The 18,784-nt window shown below is 42.1% G+C and carries 13 protein-coding genes; 11 read left to right on the top strand and 2 right to left on the bottom strand.

The annotated features are described in order from the left end of the window. Positions 1-79: 79 nt before the first annotated feature. Positions 80-2,083, top strand: a complete 2,004-nt coding sequence (locus tag M5E81_RS06430; RefSeq protein WP_249747067.1) for a TonB-dependent receptor plug domain-containing protein — start codon at positions 80-82, stop codon at positions 2,081-2,083. Between the two features lie 191 nt (positions 2,084-2,274). Beyond that, positions 2,275-3,252, top strand: a complete 978-nt coding sequence (locus tag M5E81_RS06425; protein ID WP_249747066.1) for an ABC transporter substrate-binding protein — start codon at positions 2,275-2,277, stop codon at positions 3,250-3,252. A 61-nt stretch (positions 3,253-3,313) separates the two neighbouring features. Here M5E81_RS06425 and M5E81_RS06420 read toward each other — a convergent pair whose 3' ends face one another. Further along, positions 3,314-4,153: a MerR family transcriptional regulator gene (locus M5E81_RS06420; protein ID WP_249747065.1), complete on the bottom strand. Its 840-nt coding sequence runs from the start codon at positions 4,151-4,153 to the stop codon at positions 3,314-3,316. 228 nt (positions 4,154-4,381) lie between these two features. On the opposite strand from M5E81_RS06420, the gene M5E81_RS06415 reads away from it, so the two are divergent. Further along, the gene (locus M5E81_RS06415) at positions 4,382-4,666 is read left to right on the top strand and encodes a hypothetical protein (protein ID WP_210684331.1); all 285 of its coding nucleotides are present in this window, start codon (positions 4,382-4,384) and stop codon (positions 4,664-4,666) included. Between the two features lie 51 nt (positions 4,667-4,717). Here M5E81_RS06415 and M5E81_RS06410 read toward each other — a convergent pair whose 3' ends face one another. Further along, entirely contained in the window at positions 4,718-5,551 is an 834-nt protein-coding gene (locus tag M5E81_RS06410; RefSeq protein ID WP_249747064.1) for a MerR family transcriptional regulator, read from the bottom strand. A 193-nt stretch (positions 5,552-5,744) separates the two neighbouring features. Between M5E81_RS06410 and M5E81_RS06405 the strand changes: the two genes are divergently transcribed. The 8 genes from M5E81_RS06405 to M5E81_RS06370 all read left to right on the top strand — a co-directional run bounded on the left by M5E81_RS06405 (position 5,745) and on the right by M5E81_RS06370 (position 18,735). Continuing rightward, positions 5,745-7,652, top strand: coding sequence for a TonB-dependent receptor plug domain-containing protein (locus tag M5E81_RS06405; RefSeq protein ID WP_249747063.1), 1,908 nt, complete (start codon positions 5,745-5,747; stop codon positions 7,650-7,652). 104 nt (positions 7,653-7,756) lie between these two features. After that, the gene (locus M5E81_RS06400) at positions 7,757-8,527 is read left to right on the top strand and encodes a carbon-nitrogen hydrolase family protein (RefSeq protein ID WP_249747062.1); all 771 of its coding nucleotides are present in this window, start codon (positions 7,757-7,759) and stop codon (positions 8,525-8,527) included. Between the two features lie 35 nt (positions 8,528-8,562). Continuing rightward, positions 8,563-9,483, top strand: a complete 921-nt coding sequence (locus M5E81_RS06395) for an ABC transporter substrate-binding protein (RefSeq protein WP_249747061.1) — start codon at positions 8,563-8,565, stop codon at positions 9,481-9,483. 18 nt (positions 9,484-9,501) lie between these two features. Further along, positions 9,502-13,218, top strand: a complete 3,717-nt coding sequence (gene cobN, locus M5E81_RS06390; RefSeq protein WP_249747060.1) for a cobaltochelatase subunit CobN — start codon at positions 9,502-9,504, stop codon at positions 13,216-13,218. Between the two features lie 134 nt (positions 13,219-13,352). Further along, positions 13,353-15,323 (top strand): TonB-dependent receptor plug domain-containing protein, encoded by a 1,971-nt coding sequence (locus M5E81_RS06385; RefSeq protein WP_249747059.1) that lies wholly within the window; start codon positions 13,353-13,355, stop codon positions 15,321-15,323. Between the two features lie 168 nt (positions 15,324-15,491). Then, positions 15,492-16,451, top strand: coding sequence for an ABC transporter substrate-binding protein (locus M5E81_RS06380; protein ID WP_009145748.1), 960 nt, complete (start codon positions 15,492-15,494; stop codon positions 16,449-16,451). Between the two features lie 145 nt (positions 16,452-16,596). Beyond that, positions 16,597-18,087, top strand: a complete 1,491-nt coding sequence (locus tag M5E81_RS06375; RefSeq protein WP_249747058.1) for an ATP-binding protein — start codon at positions 16,597-16,599, stop codon at positions 18,085-18,087. A 282-nt stretch (positions 18,088-18,369) separates the two neighbouring features. Continuing rightward, positions 18,370-18,735, top strand: coding sequence for a TonB-dependent receptor plug domain-containing protein (locus M5E81_RS06370; RefSeq protein WP_249747057.1), 366 nt, complete (start codon positions 18,370-18,372; stop codon positions 18,733-18,735). Positions 18,736-18,784: the final 49 nt, after the last annotated feature.

Raw genomic sequence — 18,784 nt, 5'->3', positions numbered from 1 at the left:
TAGTTTTGCTGTACGCCTGTCTTGAAAGTATAGAGGCGGATGGTTTGCTATAAATTTTATTCAAAGGTGGGTTTAGAGTATGAAAAAGGTTCAAAGCTTACGTAATGCTGTAATGGTGTCCTTGCTTGCAGGTACAACTGTAGTATGGGGGGGCACAGTGTTTGCACAGGAGGATTTGCAGGAGTTCGCGCTGGAGGATATGGTGGTAACTGCTACTAGAACCGAAAGCAAAATGGTTGATGTTCCTGTAAATGCAACTGTTATTTCTGCGGAGAAAATTGCTGACAGACATTATCTGGATGTGGCAGATGCGCTGAAGGATGTGCCGGGAGCGAATGTGCTGGATACGGGTAAGGGTGCCTATGAAAAAAAACTTGTCTTAAACGGTGATGAACGTGTATTAGTATTAGTTGATGGTCGTCGTGTAAATAATGAAATGGGTTCAACTAGTGGTGGCAGAGCTAGCTTTGACTTTAATCAATTACCAGATGTTAGTCTGGTTGAGCGCATTGAAGTTGTTAAAGGTCATGGCGGTGCGCTTTATGGCAGCGATGCAGTTGGCGGTGTAGTTAATATCATCACTAAGAAGATGGAGCATAGCTATGGTAAGGTTTCTATGGGTTTTGGCTCTAATCAGGCCCGCGACGCAAAGGCCATGTATACCATTAAAGAAGGTAAGACAGGTGTAATGGTTGCTGCATCTAAATATAAACAAGGATATTATAAGTATAAAGATGTTGCTGATGGAGATACTAAGAGATGGGCGGCGCCTTCAAATTATGATAATGAAAAGGTTTCTTTGAAGTTAGTACAAGACTTAACTGACAAAACAGCATTGACTGTTGGCTATGACTATAGTAAATTTGATGGCTTTAGTCCGACTAAGGCTAAGGATCCGTCTTTAAATGCAACAAATAAAAAAACTACTAACATTTACGCAAAATATGATTGGACTGTAAATGAATCTGATGCTGGCTATCTGCAGGTTTATCATAATAAATTAGATTATTACAATAAAGGTGGTATGGAAGCTAAGGATTATGGCTTTGATGCACAACAATCATTGACTACCTCCGAGAATAATAAACTTGTCTTCGGTACCTCTTATAGAAAGTCTAAAGCTACAAACTATATTAGTTATGCTGATGGAGGTGATATCAATAATTTTGCCTTGTTTATTAGTGATTTTTGGGAATTTTCCCCTACATGGTCTTTAAATGCTGAAGCTCGTTATGACAAGCATAGCAAGGCTGGCAGCAAGACAACATTCAGTGCAGGATTGAACAAGAAATTCGATGAAAACAGTCATGCATACTTTAATTGGGGACAGGTTTTCAAGGCACCGAATATAGATAATTTATATTACAATACTAATGAGGTCTACCCCCCTTATCAGGATAGTTTGGGATCTAAAATTATTTATAAAGGCAATTCTGATTTAAAGCCAGAAAAGGGAGAAACCTGGACGTTAGGATATGGAACAAAAATTAATAATAAAACAAGTATAGATATTAGTTACTTCCAAAGCAATTTGAAGGATGCTATCGATTGGAAACAAACAAGTTATGTTGATCCAACTGATCCCAACTATATGATTTATTTGGATGAAGCAGCAAATATTGATAAACAAAAGAAAAATGGTTTGGAATTAAGTATTAGCCATGAACTCAATGACAATTGGAATTTAGAAGCTTCCTATACCTATGTACGCGTAAGAAATGATAATAATGATGGTAGCGGCTATGTTCGTGATAACAATTACATTCCTAATATGTATCGCTTTGGTGTTCGTTATCATGATGATCTGTGGAATGCTGATTTATTCCTGCGTGGCGGCAGTGGCGCGGATACGTCTGGCGCAAACGATTGGTATGGTAATTATACTCAAAAATACGTGGACAGCAATTATGTTACCTTGGATATGTCCGTATCTTATAAAGCATCTAAGGATTTATCCTTCTATGCTAAAGGATATAACCTGTTGAACAAAGCATATGCTGAATCTGCTGGAGCTGTAAATTATGCATACTCCTATCCTGCACAGGGAAGACGCTTCATCATTGGAGCAGAATACACCTTCTAACCACATAACAGTTTAACCCTTAAGGCGGCGCAATGCGCTGCCTTTTTGACGTGTGGGAGGGGAATATTACTGTAATCCCTCTTGACTATCATAGCGCTATATACTTTATAATATAAATTACTGTATTGTCGGTATTGCCGCATATAAGTCAATACAGCAAAGGTAAAATGATGAGAATAGAGGCTTGAAGCATGAGGAAAATTTTTTGTTTATTGCTGTTGCTGCTGCTTTTAGTTACAGGCTGCGGACAAGATAGCGGCGGAAAAGACGCTGCCGCAGACGGAAGCTATAAAGTAACTGATGAGCATGGAACCGTAACCACGTTCAAGCAGGCACCGCAAAAGGTGCTGACGCTGGCGCTTAGCAGTGATGGTATAATAATGGGGCTGGGCATGGAAGATAAATTGGTTGCCGTCAATTATATGGCCGATGATCCGGTAAGCTCTAACCTTGTAGAGCAGGCTAAAAAAATTCAGCACAAAATCAAAAATCCTTCGGCCGAAGAGGTGCTGGCGCTGAAGCCGGATGTGGTCTTTGCCTACGATTGGAGCGACATGAACCGTGTCGAAAACTTGCGTAATTTGGGCATGAATGTTATCGTACTGAAAGGACCGGCGACTATTGAGGATATCAGGCAAAACGTGCGCACTATCGCCAAAGCCATGCACGCCGACAGTAAGGGAGAAGAGCTGGTGAAGCTGATGGACAGCAGACTGGCGCAGGTTAAGCAGCAGGTAGCGGCGCTTAAGCCGCAGAAGAAGAAGAAAATTGTACTTGTTTCGCTGATGAGCTCCTACGGCGGCAAGGGGTGTATTTTTGACGACATGTGCAAGGAAGCAGGCGTTATCAACGGCGTTTCGGCTGCAGGAATCAAAAACGGCCAGCAGATTACTAAGGAAATGCTGGTGAAGATTGATCCAGATTTGCTGATAATGCCGGTGTATAACGACCACGGCAATTTTGATATCAAAAAATATAATCAGAAATTTTTAGAGGATCCGTCGCTGCAGACCATGCGCGCCATCAAAAGCAAGCAGCTTTTTTATCCCAATGAAGGCTATATCTACAACTGCTCGCAGGACGTAGTCTTCGGCGTACAGGAAATCGCCCATGCTGCCTATGGCGAAGCCTTCGCTATGCAGGGTGCGCAGCATTTAAGGGTTAAGTAGAAAGCATAATAGAAAAAACTGCACCGCTTAGTATCGGAAACGATACTGGATGGTGCAGTTTTTAATTTTCATCAGGCTCAACCCGTAGGGAAATCTGGTAGATATATTCTTCGGGCTCAGGTGTCATCCAATGATTTTTCAGGGGCATAATATAAAGATTGTCTACGGCGTGCAGCTTATTACGCTGCATATAAGCTTTAAAAAACTCCGCCAACTCCTGTACATGCTCACGGAAGGTACCCTGAAAGCGTTGCGTCATATAGAGTCCTGCGGGGCGGGTGTAACACTCCATTTTGCCATGGTAATCAGAATTAACACTGGAAAAATAGGCCAGCGGTCGGCTGTATTCACCTGCCAAAAAGCAATTTTTGTCTGCAAGCCAGCCGACAGCCTTTTCCTTGAAATGCTCTTTGGAAAAAACATTCAAGTTATGTCTGGCAAGAATTTTAATACTTTCGTCGCCGCTGCATTCCGGCGGCACAGGACTTAGCAGGAATCGCTTGCTACGGCGGAAGGTGACGGTTATCTGATCAAGCCGGCTTTCGCGGATTTTATCCAGCTGCTGAAAAACAACGTGAATATTTTTGCGTATTTTTTCGTTATGTGCAATAATTTCTTCACATTCACGGTCTTTAGCTTGTAAGAGAGCCTGCAGGCTGTCAATGCTGCGTTCTACCAGATATTCCTTGATTTTAGATATAGGTATTCCCAGCTTGCGCATGTTCAAGATGATTTCCAATAATAAATACTGTTTGAGGGAATAATGGCGATAGTTGTTTTCAGAAATGAATTCCGGGGACAGAACGCCCATTTTATCGTAATAAAGCAAGGTTTGCTTCGGTAGCTCAAAAAGATCTGCCAGCTCGCCTGCAGTATAGTATAGTTTAGGATTTTTACTCATGATGTATCACCTTGGTTCTTTAACACAATACGTTGCGTAATAGTTATGTTTATTATAACATTTATTGGTTAGATAGTGAAGTTGGGGAGAAAAGAGAGGCTTTGCTTTTCGCGATTTTGACTCAATATTATCCAAAATAGTTTTACGAAAAAAGTGCTTTACTCTACTATGAGTATATACCGTAGAATATATTTGTCCAAAAAATAAATACAGAGGAGAGGATAAGATATGTCACACCCGGAATATGTTTTACCTAATACACCCCACGCAGGCTATCGCTATAAAATGGCCATGAAGCATGTTGAGGCTGCAAAAGCTGCAGGGAAATCAGTAGAAGAAATTCATGAGATTTTCAATAGTGTCATGAATTATGATATCGATAATCTTCCTGATGATGCAGCGCACAAAAATTATAAAAATGCCGTCGAACAGGCCAAAGCTGCTATGGCTGAAGGAAAATCCGATAAAGAAGTGCATGAGCTGTTTCAAAAAGTGTTAAGCGAAGCAAAATAATGACGAATAAGCTCCTAAAGTAATTAAAAGATTGCTTTAGGGGCTTGTTTTTTAGAGATAATCTACAGGTATCATTATTTTTACAATATATTTTGTATAATCAGCAGTAGACCAATAATTTCGTAATTGTTCAATATATACATCGCCGACAATTGTTAAAGCGTTACGTTCAATGAATGCCAAAAGCTTTTTGAAAGAGTATTCGTATTGTGTATGGAAACCGTTGGGAGTATAAATGGAGGCGTATAGGCCTGCTTTTTTTATTTGCACGTCGGTGTATTCATCAGGATGGGAGATACGGGTATAAAGATGTGATATTGCTAAAAAATTGCCTTGCTGCAGAGCGTCCTTAGGCAGGATATATCCCATCAGATATTCGTTTAACAATTCGCTGCTAGCGAAAGGGTAGTTATGCTTGGCAACCAGCTTTATTTTTTCTTTGATTGAGATTTTCGGGGCAGAGAAAGGTGTTGCTATATAATATTCTTCGGCCTGTTCTTCTAAAGTAATCTTATCAGTAGTAACATTTTTTATTTTTTCCAGGCGATTGATTTTTGTCTGCAGATTAGTAATGTTGCGTTGCATAATATCAATCTGTACCTGGTATTCTGTTTGTTTGCGTTTGTAAAAAAGCTGCAAAGCATTAACATCCCTGTTTTGGATATAATCGGCAATTTCTTTCAAGGGGATTCCAAGTTTACGCATATTGATAATAATATCAAAGATAAAATACTGTTCTAAAGAGTAATAGCGATAACCGTTTTCATCAATATAAGCAGGCCTAAGAATATTATTGCGTTCATAATAAAATAATGTTTGCTTCGATAGCTTGAACAGAGAGGCAAATTCTCCGATTGTAAAATATGTTTCTGATAATTTATTCATAAATTCACCTGTAAAAATAATGCTTGACTATACTATAGGTAGATACTTTAAAATTCTTCTTAATGATAAGTAGAACAATTAGGATTTTGGTTCTATATATTATTAAAATGCTTGACATAGCATTTGTCAAGAGTTGTTCTGTAGTTTATGAAGATGAGGTGTTATTGTGAAGAAGAGTTCTAAGAGCTTATTAATGTGTATGCTGATAACCGGTATTTGTGCCGGCAGTGCACAAGGTGTATTTGCCGAAGAAAAAATAGGCGAATTTAATCTTGATCAAATGGTTGTTACTGCCAGTAGATTGGAAGAAAGCAATTTTGAAGCAAATGCTAACGTAAACGTTGTTACCCGTAAGGATATTGAAGAAAAGCATTATCAGACGGTAAGTGATGCCCTGCGTGCTGTTCCGGGCGTTGCCATCCAAAACTACAGTGCTACCGGTGCTAACTATTCTGCTGACTATTTATATGTTAATGGTACCAGCCATGTTCTTGTTTTGGTGGACGGACAGAGAGCGAACACCAATGGTTCTACATTTAGCGTATTCCAACCTTCCGAAGTAAGCAATATGGATAATATTGAACGAATTGAGGTGCTGAAAGGCTCCGCTTCTACTCTTTACGGCAGTGATGCTGTCGGCGGCGTAATCAATATTATTACCCGTAAGCCTAAAGCCGGTGGTACAACTACAAAAATTTCCGGCGCTTGGGGCAGCTATGGTAAGAAAACATATAATGTTTATAACGAAGGCATGACTAAAGGCGGCTTCTATTGGACTGTTAATGGTCAGACAGATAAAATGGGCGATTATAAGGATGGCCATGGCAATTCCACTCCCAATAAAATTGACAGCAAGAGCTATGGTGTAAAGCTGGGCCAAAAATTTGACGATAAAGCTGATATCAATGTTTCTTATTCCCGCTACAAGCTGGATTACGGCAGACCGGAAACAGGTTCCTCTATGATGGGACCGACTATTTTTACAGGTGGTATGACTGATGGTAAAAAAGACAATACAAAATATACTGTTGCTTTTGATTACAAATTCAACGATAAGCTGAGCAACAGACTGACCTATTTCTCCCGTACATCAGACTTGGACGATGATACTAATCATCCGGCTTCTCTGTGGCTGATGCGTGAAAAAACCTGGGGTTTCTCTGAAGAACTGACATATGCAAACGGTAATCATACCATTGTTGGTGGTTATGATTACTATAAAGACGCTATGAACAAATACCAGGACCAGTATACACCTAACATGACCGGTACTGTAGATAATAAGGCTTTCTTTATTCAGGACCAGATGCAGTTTGGTGCTTGGGGCTTTACTCCCGGTGTGCGCTTCTCCAAGCATTCCGAGTATGGCAACAAAACCACAGGCAGCGGCGTGCTTTCCTATAAATTTAACGATTTGACCAACATGTATGTATCTTATAAGGAATTCTTCCGTGCTCCGTACATGTATGAGCTGTACAATCCGTTCTATGGCAGTGAGAAGCTGAATCCTGAAGAAGGCGAAACTAAAGAAATTGGTCTTAACACACGTATTGATGACAAGACTACCTTCTCTGCTCATTATTTCCGTACAGATTCCGATAATCTTATCGGCTTCAATAATGTTACCTGGAAGTATTACAATGCAGGCGCAGAAACGATTAAGGGCTGGGATGTTCAACTGACTAAGACTTTTGATAATCACTTCAGCGCTACTGCTGCATATACACATACATATATTCCGGCAGCCTCTGCAACTGTTAATCCTAACCGCAATGGCTACATCCCTAAAGGTCAATATGATTTGACATTTAACTATGACGATACTAAATTTAACGGCAGCCTGAATATTAAAGGTATCGTAGACCGTCCCGGCAGTAAATCTAATGAGGCGCAGGTTTTAGATACCTATAAGAGCATCTGGACTGCAAATCTTGCTTTGAACTACAAGCCTGTTAAAGGCATGAATGTATTCTTTAAGCTGAACAACATCTTTGACCGCATGTATACGGATATGACTTATGATATGCGTAATCCTGGCGGCGATGGCTGGTATTCACAACCGGGCCGTAACTTTGTTGCAGGTGTAGAATATACCTTCTAATAGCTTATAATCTTTTTTCTCATACACCAGTGGTGGCATAGGCATACATAACGCTTATGCCACCACACCTATATACAGACGTTTTTGGAGAGGGGGCTTGAATTTTGAAAATAGCCTTTTTGCATTTTGCATATTGCTGCGGACCGCAAGCGGATAATGCAAAGAAAATTTTACAGGGGATGAAGCTGGCGGCACAGTATGGCGCAAGTTGGGTACTGACGCCGGAAATGGCGTTGCAGGGTTATTATATGATGCGCAGCGATAAGCAGTTTCAGCTTGCTTCGCTGCAAAATAATCTTTTACAGGAGTTTATGGAGGCTTGCAGGCAATACAAGCAAAGGTTGTTTTTGGGCTGTGGTTTTGTCGACGAAAAAACTCCGCGTAACAGCTGCGCAATTATTTCGCCGGACGGAACATATTATAATCGTCACGATAAAACGAAGGTTGTGCCGTGGATAACGGAAAACTGGGCACATCCCGGAGAAAAATTTGAGGTTTGGAATTTAGAAGGTATCAATACCGGTGTTATGGTCTGTGCGGATGCATATTTTGCCGAGCACGGAGAAAAAATTGCCGAGCAGGGAGCAGAGCTTGCTGTAGTTGTTGCTGCCTGGCCTCCTGGAGGTCATGCAGGACCGCCGGAAGAGGCGTGGAAGCGTTTGAGCCGTTCGGCAAATGGTATTCCGGTGCTTATCTGTAATCAGACGGGGACAGAAGGCATGGATTGCAGCCATGCGCAAAGTGCTGTTCTCTGCAATGGGGAAGTACTTTTTACCTATGAAGGACGCGAGGCAGTGCTGATTATAGATTTTGATGAAGAAAAGAAACAGGTTTTGTCTACAGAATTTGTAACAATAAATTTGACGGATATTTAAGGTGAATGACAGTGAAAAAATTAGCAGTATTTTTTTTGTGTATAGTAATAGCCTGTTGCTCATGTCTGGGATGCGGCAATGATAAGTCGGAAAACAACGGAACGAGAGTTGTCAAGGACGCCAAGGGCTATGAGGTAAAGGTACCTGCACATCCTATGCGGATAGTTTCCTTCTCCATCAGCTGTGATGAAATTTTGCTTGGTTTAGTGGAGCCGGAGCGTATAGCTTCTGTAAGCTATCTTTGTGATGATGCAGGAATTTCGCATGTCGTGGAAAAAAGCAAGGCTGTTAAAGAGCGCATTAAAGGAACGCCGAGCGTAGAGCGTATCATGGCCTTAAAGCCCGACCTTGTCATTTTGGGAGACTGGTGGACACCAGACAGTATTCAGACTATCCGCGATATGGGAATCAGTGTATATGTTTATAAAACACCATATACGGTGGCGGATATTAAAAAAACGATTCGTGAGATTGCTGATGTTGTGGATGCTAAGCAGCAGGGCGAAGCGGTAATTAAAGAATATTATGCAAAAATCGCTAAGGCACAATCTGTTATCAAGGCTGCAAACATTAACCAGCAGAAAAAGGTTGTTGTGATGTCAGGACATGGAGTGATTGGTACTAAGGGCTCGCTTTTTGCCGATATCTGCCGATATGCTCAGGTTGATAACTGCATGGAGCAATTACAGACAGGACAGAATACTACTGTTTCAAAGGAATTTATTGTCCAGTCCAATCCTGATGTCATTATCATGCCGGGATGGAACGGTGCACCTACGCAGACCTTGGAAACAGAAAAAGAACTGCTCAATGACAAGTCTTTGCAAAGCGTAAAAGCAATTCAAAATAAAAATCTGGTGACGTTGTCCGGTCAGGATATGTATTGCGTAAGTCAATATGTCGCTGACAGTATTTTGGAAATTGATAAGCTGGTATATCCTGAATATTTTAAGTAAGCTGAGAGGAGCAGGAAAGTGGCAAACATCATTTTTGTGACCAACATGGAACCCCATTATGTTGGTATGCGCGATGCTTTAAACACCATGGAGAACAAAGAAATCAGTGACGCTGTCGAAGTAATTCAAATAAATGACAGTGAGCAGTGGAACGGCTATTGGCAGCAGAAACTGCAGGGAGCAAAATTTTTCTTTTGTACCTGGATGGGTACAGGTTTGAGCTGTGATTATCTGAAAAAAGCTTCTGCCTTTTTACAGCAAAAGAAGCTGCGCCATCTTTTTGATATCATTGACCCAGGTGATGATAAGATGGATTACGGCCTGCAGGAGGAGCAAAAGAGCCTGCTGAAGCAATATCTGGCCTGCGGTGGTCTGAAGAATTATCAGAATCTGTGCTTATATCTTGTTGCTGCCTTTACGCAGCAAAAGGGAGCTTATAAGCTGCCGGAACAACTGCCTTGGTGCGGAATTTATCATCCGGATTTTAAGAATGAGTTTGTTGAGCTTGATGCTTATCTGGCAAAGCATTATGACAGCAGCAAGCCTACTGTGGGTTTTATCTTTTCGCGTGAGGATTGGCTTTGGCAACGCCTTGCATATCAAAATGAGATTATCAAGGCGATAGAAGCACAAAACTGTAATGTTATTGCTGTATTTAGCACTACCATGCCTAATGAACAGACTGGTGCAGTAAGCTTAGACACAGCATTTGAAAGGTTTTTTTATCAAGATGGTAAGCCCTGTATAGATGTTCTTATTAATCCCTTTGTATTTTCATTGACAGTTACAGGATTTTTAAAGCTGCAGGATTTGCAGCAGCTTGGTGTGCCTGTGCTGCAGGTAGTAAATACCTATATGCCTTATAAGTGGTGGCAGCAGAGCATGGTTGGCCTAACTCCGAATGAGGTTTCCTATGCTGTTTGTATGCCAGAATTTGACGGAGCTCTGCATTCCGTGCCGGTTTCCACCAATGAGGAACGTGAGGACGGTACACATTACCGCATGCCGCTTGCAGACCGCATTGATATGCTGGCAAGAAAGGCACGCAAGCTCGCATCGTTGCGTTATAAAAAGCCTTGTGATAAAAAAATAGCGATAGTTTTTCATAATTATCCGCCGACCAATTCCAATATCGGCAGCGCTGCCAGTCTGGATTCGATTGAAAGCGTACGCCTATTGTTGGAGGAAATGCAAAAGCAAGGCTATAGGCTTGATAATATACCGACAGACAGTCAGTCGTTTATTAATGATATAACAGCACATGCTACAAATGACAGACGCTTTATCTCTGAGGCATTATTGGAAACAGCTGACGGTAAGCTGGAAAAGCTGGACTATAAAAGTTTTTTTGAGCAGCTTCCTAAAAAAACACAGGAACAGCTTTTACGCGACTGGGGCGAAGCACCGGGCGAGGTTTTCCGCTACGGCGACGTGTTGATTGTCCCCGGTATGCTCAACGGCAATATTTTTATTACGGTCCAGCCTCCGCGTGGCTTTGGTGATGATCCGGGAAAAATTTATCATTCGCCGGATTGCGCACCGACACATCATTATCTTGGCTTTTACCATTGGCTGCGTGATATCTGGGGCGCAGATGCCATGATTCACGTGGGAACGCATGGTAATCTGGAGTGGCTGCCGGGAAAGGGTAATGCTATGAGTAATGCCTGCTATCCTGATATCTGCACAGGTGATATTCCTAACATCTATCCCTATTGGATTACCTGTACCGGTGAAGGGATTCAGGCTAAGCGCCGCAGTGCTGCCTGTCTGATAAGCTATTTGTCCGCGCCGATGAGTGTTTCCGGTACTTACGAAGAATTGGCAGATTTGGAAAACCTGTTGGAGGAATATTGTCATTTTAAAAATGACGATGCTGCCGCTGCGGGTATGGATAGCATCAAAGAAATGATTCGCAGCAAAGCTGCAGAATGTAATCTTGACGAGGATGTTCCGGAAAGCGAAGCAGAGAATTTTGATGATTATATTGGCAAGCTGCATAATTTTATTACTGATTTAAAGAATATGCAGATCAGTACAGGCCTGCATGTTTTGGGCGTGCCTCCGGAAGGAGAAGAGCTGGTAGAATATCTGTTGGCGTTGACGAAGCTGGATAACGGTAAGGTGCCGTCATTGATGAAAAACCTTGCTGCAATGCATGGGCATGATTACTATGAGCTGATGGAGCACAGCGAGCAGATGCTGGCTGATGGCAGCATGACCTATGGTATGCTTTTGGACAAAATACGCGAGCAGGCAAGAGAAGCTATCTTGATTTTGCAAAAAAATTCCTTTGATGCTGCTAAAATTGAAGAAGTGCTTAACTTATCCTGGGCGAATAATTTACAAGGGGAAATTCGGGATAAGCTGCTGCAATCTCTGCTTTATATTTGCGAGCATATTGCCCCTAGTCTGCTTATGACTGCCTTGGAGCAGGAAAATACTTTAAATGCATTAAACGGCAAATGTATTGACCCTTGTCCCAGCGGTGCGCCTACAAGCGGCGGCGCTGATTTGCTGCCTACGGGACGCAATTTTTACAGTATCGACCCACGATGCCTACCGACGAAGCCTGCCTGGGAAATCGGTAAGCAGATGGCAGAGGATGTTATCGGCAGATTTATCGAAGAAGAAGGACGTTATCCGGAAAGCGTCGGTATAATTTTGTGGGCTACGAGTAATTTGCGTAATCACGGACAATGCGTTGCCGAATTCTTATATCTGATGGGCTTACGTCCTGTGTGGCAGTCTGGAAGCCAACGCGTTGTTGACTTAGAGGTGATTCCTTTGGAGGAGCTGCAGCGTCCGCGTGTAGACGTAACAGGACGCATCAGTGGTCTCTTTAGGGACAGTATGCCCGGAAGTGTTATCTGGCTAGATGATGCTGCGCAGAGAATAGCATCTCTGGATGAGCCGACTGAGCTGAACTTTGTGCGTAAGCATGTACTGGAGGAAGCAGGCGAGCTGGAAAAATCAGGCTTGGATAAGCAGGCGGCCTGGAGACAGGCTTCGTATCGCGTGTTCGGTGATCCTCCGGGAGCACATGGCGCCGGTACAGGTGCTGTTTTAGAAGCGAAAAATTGGGAAACGATTGATGATATTGCTGCAGTATATACCAGATGGGGGGCACATGCTTATGGTAAGGGCAGTGAAGGCACCTATATGCCGGAGGTCTTTAAAAAGCGTATGGCGCAGATAGATATTACGGTGCAAAATGTTGACCACAGGGAATCTTCTATGCTCAGCGGTGATGATTATAATAATTATCGCGGCGGTATGATTGCAGCAGTACGCAGTTACAAGGGCAGTATGCCGCGTAATTATGTCAGCGATAGTTCGGACAGAAGCAAGGTGCAGCTGCGCAGCCTTACGGAAGAGCTGAAGCGTTGGTTCCGTGGCGAAGCAATGAATCCCAAATATATTGCAGGTATGAAGAAGCATGGCTATAAGGGGGCTGGCGATTTGGCGACATATGTTGCGGTAAGCTATCAGTGGGATGCAACCAGCGATATTATGGAAAACTGGATGTATGAAAAATATGCTGCCAAGTATGCCTTGGATAAGGATATGCAGAAATGGATGCAGGAGGTAAATCCGTGGGCGTTGCACCGTATTACAGAAGTTTTGCTGGAGGCGGAGCAGCGTGGTATGTGGCAGGCTAAGCCGGAAACAAAGCAGGCCTTGCAAGAGTTGTTTCTGTCGATGGAGGGGGAATTGGAGGAACGAGGAGAATAAATTTTCCCTTGACTGTATGAACGGTATATAGTTTATACTCGTATATGTTATTTGATGAAAATAATTTGCAGATAGAATATTTTAACCTAAAGAATTACCTGCAAATAAAGTATGAGTAAAGGATGTGCAAATTTATGAAGGTTGTTAAGGGTTTGAGCAGCGCGGTGCTTTTGACACTGCTTTTGGGTAGTGCATCAGCTGTTTATGCTGAAGAAACACCGGAATATTTACTGGGAGAATTGGTTGTAACTGCGACTAGAACCCCTGTAGAGGAGTTCAAGGCTAATGCAAATATTAGCGTAGTTACCAGAGATACTATTGAAAAGAATCATTATTCTAATGTTCAGGATGCTTTAAGAGTTATTCCTGGTGTTACTATTGCTGGCTATGGCAATACCGGTGAAGTATATAGTTCCAACAGTTTAATCTTAAATGGCAGTGATAAGGTTGTAGTTTTGATTGATGGTGTACGTGCAAATATCAATGGTAGTTCTAGCACCTATGGCAAAATGGCTACATCTGAATTGTCTAATATGGATTCTATTGAGCGCATTGAGGTTTTAAAAAGCTCTGCTTCTACTTTGTATGGCGCTGATGCAGCTGGCGGTGTTATTAATATTATTACAAGAAAAGCTACTGAAAATGGCGTATCTACCAAATTGGCAGCAGCAACCGGCAGTTATGGTAAGGAACGCTACAACTTGACTCATAGAGGCAATGTTGATGGCTTCTATTGGGATTTGGCATTACAAAAGAAGATTTCCGGAAACTTTAAAGATGGTTGGAACAGAGAAATTCCTGAGCATTTGAATTCCGAAAACAATATGCTCAAGATTGGTAAGAAATTTGATGATAATGCCGATATTAACGTAACCTATCAGACTTATAAGGCTGATTATCTACGTCCTACTGGTGGCTGGAATGTTGTTGCTTCAAATAAGGCGAATAATCAGTTCAATACAGGTAGTAAAGATAACAGCAAGCTGAATATCGTATATACTCAAAAAATGAGCGACAAGGTTACTAATCAGCTGGCATTATACAGAAATAAACATGTTTCTGATGAAATTACTTGGAAGAATCCTGGTAAAACTAATGCAACAACTCAACCTTATATTTATCACTATAGTTCTATGGGTTTCAGTGATCAAGTTACTGTGAAGGCTGATGATAAACATACTCTTGTTGGTGGTTTTGAATGGTATAAAGACAAGGTTGACAATTACATGACTAGTGCTTCCAGTAAATACAGCGATAAGAGCACAACCAATAAAGCAATCTATATTAATGACGAGTTTGCTTTAACTGATACATGGAGTTTGTCCTATGGTGTGCGTTATAATGACGATTCTAATTATGGCTCTAAATGGTTGCCAAGCATTGTTTTAGGTAATACTCCGAATGATAAGCTGAATTATTATTTGGGCTTTAAAAAATTCTTTGTAGCTCCTTATCCGTCTCAGTTGTATGGTCAATATGGTACACCTGATTTGAATCCGGAAACTGGTTCTGCATTTGAGGGTGGTGTAAATTATCGCTTTGATCCGACCTTTGTAAGCAGTGTCCATGTTTTCAGACGCAATATGAAGGATACCATTAACTATGATTCAGGCACTAAGAAATATTTGAACTCTGGTGAGGAAGTTGCTACTGGTTTTGATGTTCAGGTACGCAAGGCCTTTGACAGTCATCTGTCTACGAATGTTGGTTATACCTATACTTATATTAAACCGACTGCTCCTAATAAAAACCCGAACAGCGATGGCAGAGTTCCGCGTAGTGCGTGGAACATTGGCGTAAGCTATGATCTGGAAAAATTTAGTGCTAATCTGGCTGCTCGTGGTACCATTGCAAAGCAAGGTGGTTTTGCCAAAACTTATGGTGATAATACCTCTGCAGAAGCAAGCTCCTATCATACTTATTGGGTATTTGATTTAGGCATGAACTATAAACCGTCTAAGGTTATCAATATTTATGCAAAATGCAATAACGTCTTTGACAGACTTTATACTGAGCAAAGAGCCTGCTTGCTGCCTGAAACCGGCACTTCTTGGTATTCTGCACCGGGCAGAAACTTTGAGGTTGGCGTAGAATACACCTTCTAATCAGCCCCTAACCTTATTCATATACACTTAACTCCTTTGAGAAAGGCGGAGCAGAGTAAAATCTGTTCTGCCTTTTTCATATGCCAAACTGCTATAACTTGCTTATGTCGAAAGCTGATGTTCGTGCTATAATAGCTATACTGAAGGAAAATAAAGGATGAAGAAAATATGCCGAAACAAAAATATCAAAAGATAATAACAGCACTGCTGCTGTGTTTGAGTATACTATTAATAGTTGCAGGCTGTAGCAGTGATAGTGCGCAAAAATCGAAAAGTACTGCAGCCTATACTGTTACGGATTCGCAGGGGCATAAGCTGTATTTTAAAGAAAAACCCCAACGCATTATATCTATGTCTATAAGCACTGATGAAATCCTCATTGACCTTGTACCAAGCAGTCGCATTGCTGCCTTCTCACGTCTGGTGGACGACCCGGGGATATCCAATATTGTAGAGCGGGCGCAGAGTGTGGGCAGCAGAGTAGATGGCCAAAGCTCGGAGGCAATTATGGCGCTGCACCCTGATTTGATATTGATACCGGATTTTGTTAAGCCGGAGGTTATTCAGTCGCTGCGTGACATGAATCTGCAGGTTTATGTTTATAAAACTCCCAAGAGTATGGATGATGTGCGTCAGTGCATACGCTTTCTGGGCGAGGCCGTTGGCGAAAAGGAACGCGGCGAAATGATGGTTACCGCTATGGACGAGCATCTGAAGAAGGTGCAGGATAAAATAGGCAAAATCCCTAAGGAAAAACAGAAGCGCATTGTTTTTATGCGCAGTAACGGTGCCTACTACAGTCCGGAGGCTTCGTTTAACGATGTCTGCAGATATGCGCAGGTGCGCAATGCCTTGGAGGAGCTGCATTATGATAAGCCTGGCATAGTAAATCAGGAGGCAGTGGTTCAGCTTAATCCGGAGGTGTTTTTACTCGCAGGCTGGAATTATGATGGTCAGCATGATCCGAAGCAGATGGAGGAGGAACTGCTGAACAATTCCGGTTACCAGACTACGGACGCAGTGAAAAACAGAAAGGTCTATACAGTGCCGGCGAAGCATGTGCTGTGCGTGTCGCAGTACATTGTCAACGCTGTAGAGGATTTGGCGGACGCTGTATATAGTGAATAAAATTATCAATGACGTCGGTGAGCGGTGCAATGCTGCTTGCCGACTTTTTTTGTTAATGTTGTCAAAATAGTTGGCAAAACAATTGACTAGTTGCCAAAAAGTTGCTAAACTGTAAGAGCAATAGCAATTAAAAGGAGGGCGTACTATGCAAACTGAAGCTTTGCGCAATTTGGTTGCTAAAATAAAACATCTGCAATGTGAAATGCAAACAGTAGAGCTGAAGGCTGCCAACAAGGGCTGTCCTACACGTTTATACGATACATTGTCGAGCTTTGCCAATCAGGACGAGGGCGGCGTTATCGTGTTCGGCATAGATGAAAGAAAAGGATTTGAGGTTGTCGGTGTTTATGATGCGCAGGATTTGCAGAAAAAGGTAACAGAACAGTGTAATCAGATGTCGCCGTGTGTGCGTGCTTTATTTACTGTTTGCGAAATAGATGACAAGGTTGTAGTTTCGGCAGAGATTCCGGGGCTTGATGTCACAGAAAGACCGTGTTTTTATCGTGGTACAGGCAGATTGAAAGGCGCTTATATACGTGTGGGCGATGCTGATGAACCGATGAGTGAATATGAAATTTACAGCTATGATGCCTTCCGCAAGCGTATCCGAGACGATATTCGCGAAGCAACGGGTGCACGCAGAAGCTTTTTTGATGAAGAAAAGTTGGCTTGCTTTTTGCAGGCAGTAAAAAAAGAACGCAAAAATTTGGCTAAGCATGTAAGTGATGAAGATATTTTAGAGCTGATGGGTGTTATGGTAAACGGACAGCCGACGCTGGCAGGCGAGCTGTGTTTTTCTAAATATCCGCAGGGAGCTTTTCCACAGCTTTGCATTACGGCTGTTGCTTTGCCCGGCAATGTAATGGGCGAGCCGGGATTACAGGGAGAGCGCTTTATTGATAATGAGCGTATTACAGGCACGATAGATGAAATGGTAGACGAGGCGGTTGATTTTGTGAACCGCAACAGCCGCCACAGTACGATTATAGATGATAAGGGCAAGCGTGCAGACAGAGATGAGTATCCTTTAAAGGCAGTGCGTGAGGCGATTCTTAATGCTTTGATGCACCGGGATTATAGTATTCACTCGGAAAACGTGCCTGTGCGTCTGGAAATATATCGTAATCGTCTGGAGATTATTTCCAGCGGTGGCTTGTATGGCAAGCTGACGATTGATTCATTAGGCAAAGTGCGTCCGGATACACGCAACAGTGCGTTGGCGAATATTTTGGAACTGCTGCATGTTACCGAAAACCGTTACAGTGGCATTCCGACTATTTATCACGAGCTGCAGAAGGCGCAGCTGCCACCGCCGGCTTTTTGTATCCGCCATGGCGAATTTGTAGTTACCTTCAAGAGCAAAATTTCTCAGGTTTATGATGCACCTTATGCAACTGTCAGCAGTGTGCAGGAGGAGCAGGAGCAATACAATGGACAGCGGGCATATAGCATAGAAGAACGCTTGATAGAGTTTTGCACAGTGCCGCGCTCCAGACAGGAGATTATTGAATTCCTGGGCTTTTCGCGCTATTATTCCATGTCAAAAATTGTGCAGCCGTTGATTGATGACGGCAAAATTGCTTTGACGCTGCCGGACAAGCCTAAAAGCTCCAAGCAAAGATATGTGAGAAAATAATAATGTAGTATGCAATGCCAGGCAGGACGGATTTATTCTGTCCTGCTTTTTAATATAAAAGCGGAATGGCTCTCAAAAAGAAAAATAATAAAATAAAAATACTTGACTATATGATTGCTATATCGTTTATGATAACTCATGGTTCAATAGATAGCGCAGGACTATGAAAGACTAGCTGTGTTTGTACGTGAACAAAAACTAAACCGATGATTATGAAAGGATTGAAAATCAACAATGAACAAAGTCAAGGTATTGAGTAACGCGGTATTGATGTCTGCACTTATGAGTACAAGTGTAGTATGGGGTACAACAGCGTTTGCTGCTGAAAACACTCCGGAATATTTTTTGGATACGATGGTTGTTACGGCAACAAGAACTCCGGTAGAAGCATTTAAAACTAATGCAAATGTAAGTGTTATCACAAGTAAGGAAATTAAGGAAAGACATTATAGTGATTTATCTGAAGCCTTGCGCATGGTTCCTGGTGTTTATATCGGCAACTACGCTCCTGCCGGCTATGATAACAGTAATGCTCTGAAAATTAACGACGCTGATGAAATCGTTGTTTTGGTAGATGGTGTTAAGATTAACAACTCAAACTTCGCAGGTAAAAATCCCCTGCACCCCTTGAAAGTCCAGGCTTTGTAAACAGAAAAATAGCATGAGTCTTGCCAGTTTGGTATAATTATGTTGGCTC

This window comes from Phascolarctobacterium succinatutens (genome assembly GCF_023497905.1).
GTDB classification, from domain to species: domain Bacteria; phylum Bacillota; class Negativicutes; order Acidaminococcales; family Acidaminococcaceae; genus Phascolarctobacterium_A; species Phascolarctobacterium_A succinatutens.
Note: the sequence above shows the minus strand (reverse complement) of the source record. Positions and strands in the feature narration are given on the sequence as shown.

Excerpts from the sequence above, each read along its gene's own strand:
- M5E81_RS06430 (WP_249747067.1), top strand. The coding sequence starts at position 80 with ATGAAAAAGGTTCAAAGCTTACGTAATGCTGTAATGGTGTCCTTGCTT.
- M5E81_RS06425 (WP_249747066.1), top strand. The coding sequence starts at position 2,275 with ATGAGGAAAATTTTTTGTTTATTGCTGTTGCTGCTGCTTTTAGTTACA.
- M5E81_RS06420 (WP_249747065.1), bottom strand. The coding sequence starts at position 4,153 with ATGAGTAAAAATCCTAAACTATACTATACTGCAGGCGAGCTGGCAGAT.
- M5E81_RS06415 (WP_210684331.1), top strand. The coding sequence starts at position 4,382 with ATGTCACACCCGGAATATGTTTTACCTAATACACCCCACGCAGGCTAT.
- M5E81_RS06410 (WP_249747064.1), bottom strand. The coding sequence starts at position 5,551 with ATGAATAAATTATCAGAAACATATTTTACAATCGGAGAATTTGCCTCT.
- M5E81_RS06405 (WP_249747063.1), top strand. The coding sequence starts at position 5,745 with ATGTGTATGCTGATAACCGGTATTTGTGCCGGCAGTGCACAAGGTGTA.
- M5E81_RS06385 (WP_249747059.1), top strand. The coding sequence starts at position 13,353 with ATGAAGGTTGTTAAGGGTTTGAGCAGCGCGGTGCTTTTGACACTGCTT.
- M5E81_RS06380 (WP_009145748.1), top strand. The coding sequence starts at position 15,492 with ATGCCGAAACAAAAATATCAAAAGATAATAACAGCACTGCTGCTGTGT.
- M5E81_RS06375 (WP_249747058.1), top strand. The coding sequence starts at position 16,597 with ATGCAAACTGAAGCTTTGCGCAATTTGGTTGCTAAAATAAAACATCTG.
- M5E81_RS06370 (WP_249747057.1), top strand. The coding sequence starts at position 18,370 with ATGAGTACAAGTGTAGTATGGGGTACAACAGCGTTTGCTGCTGAAAAC.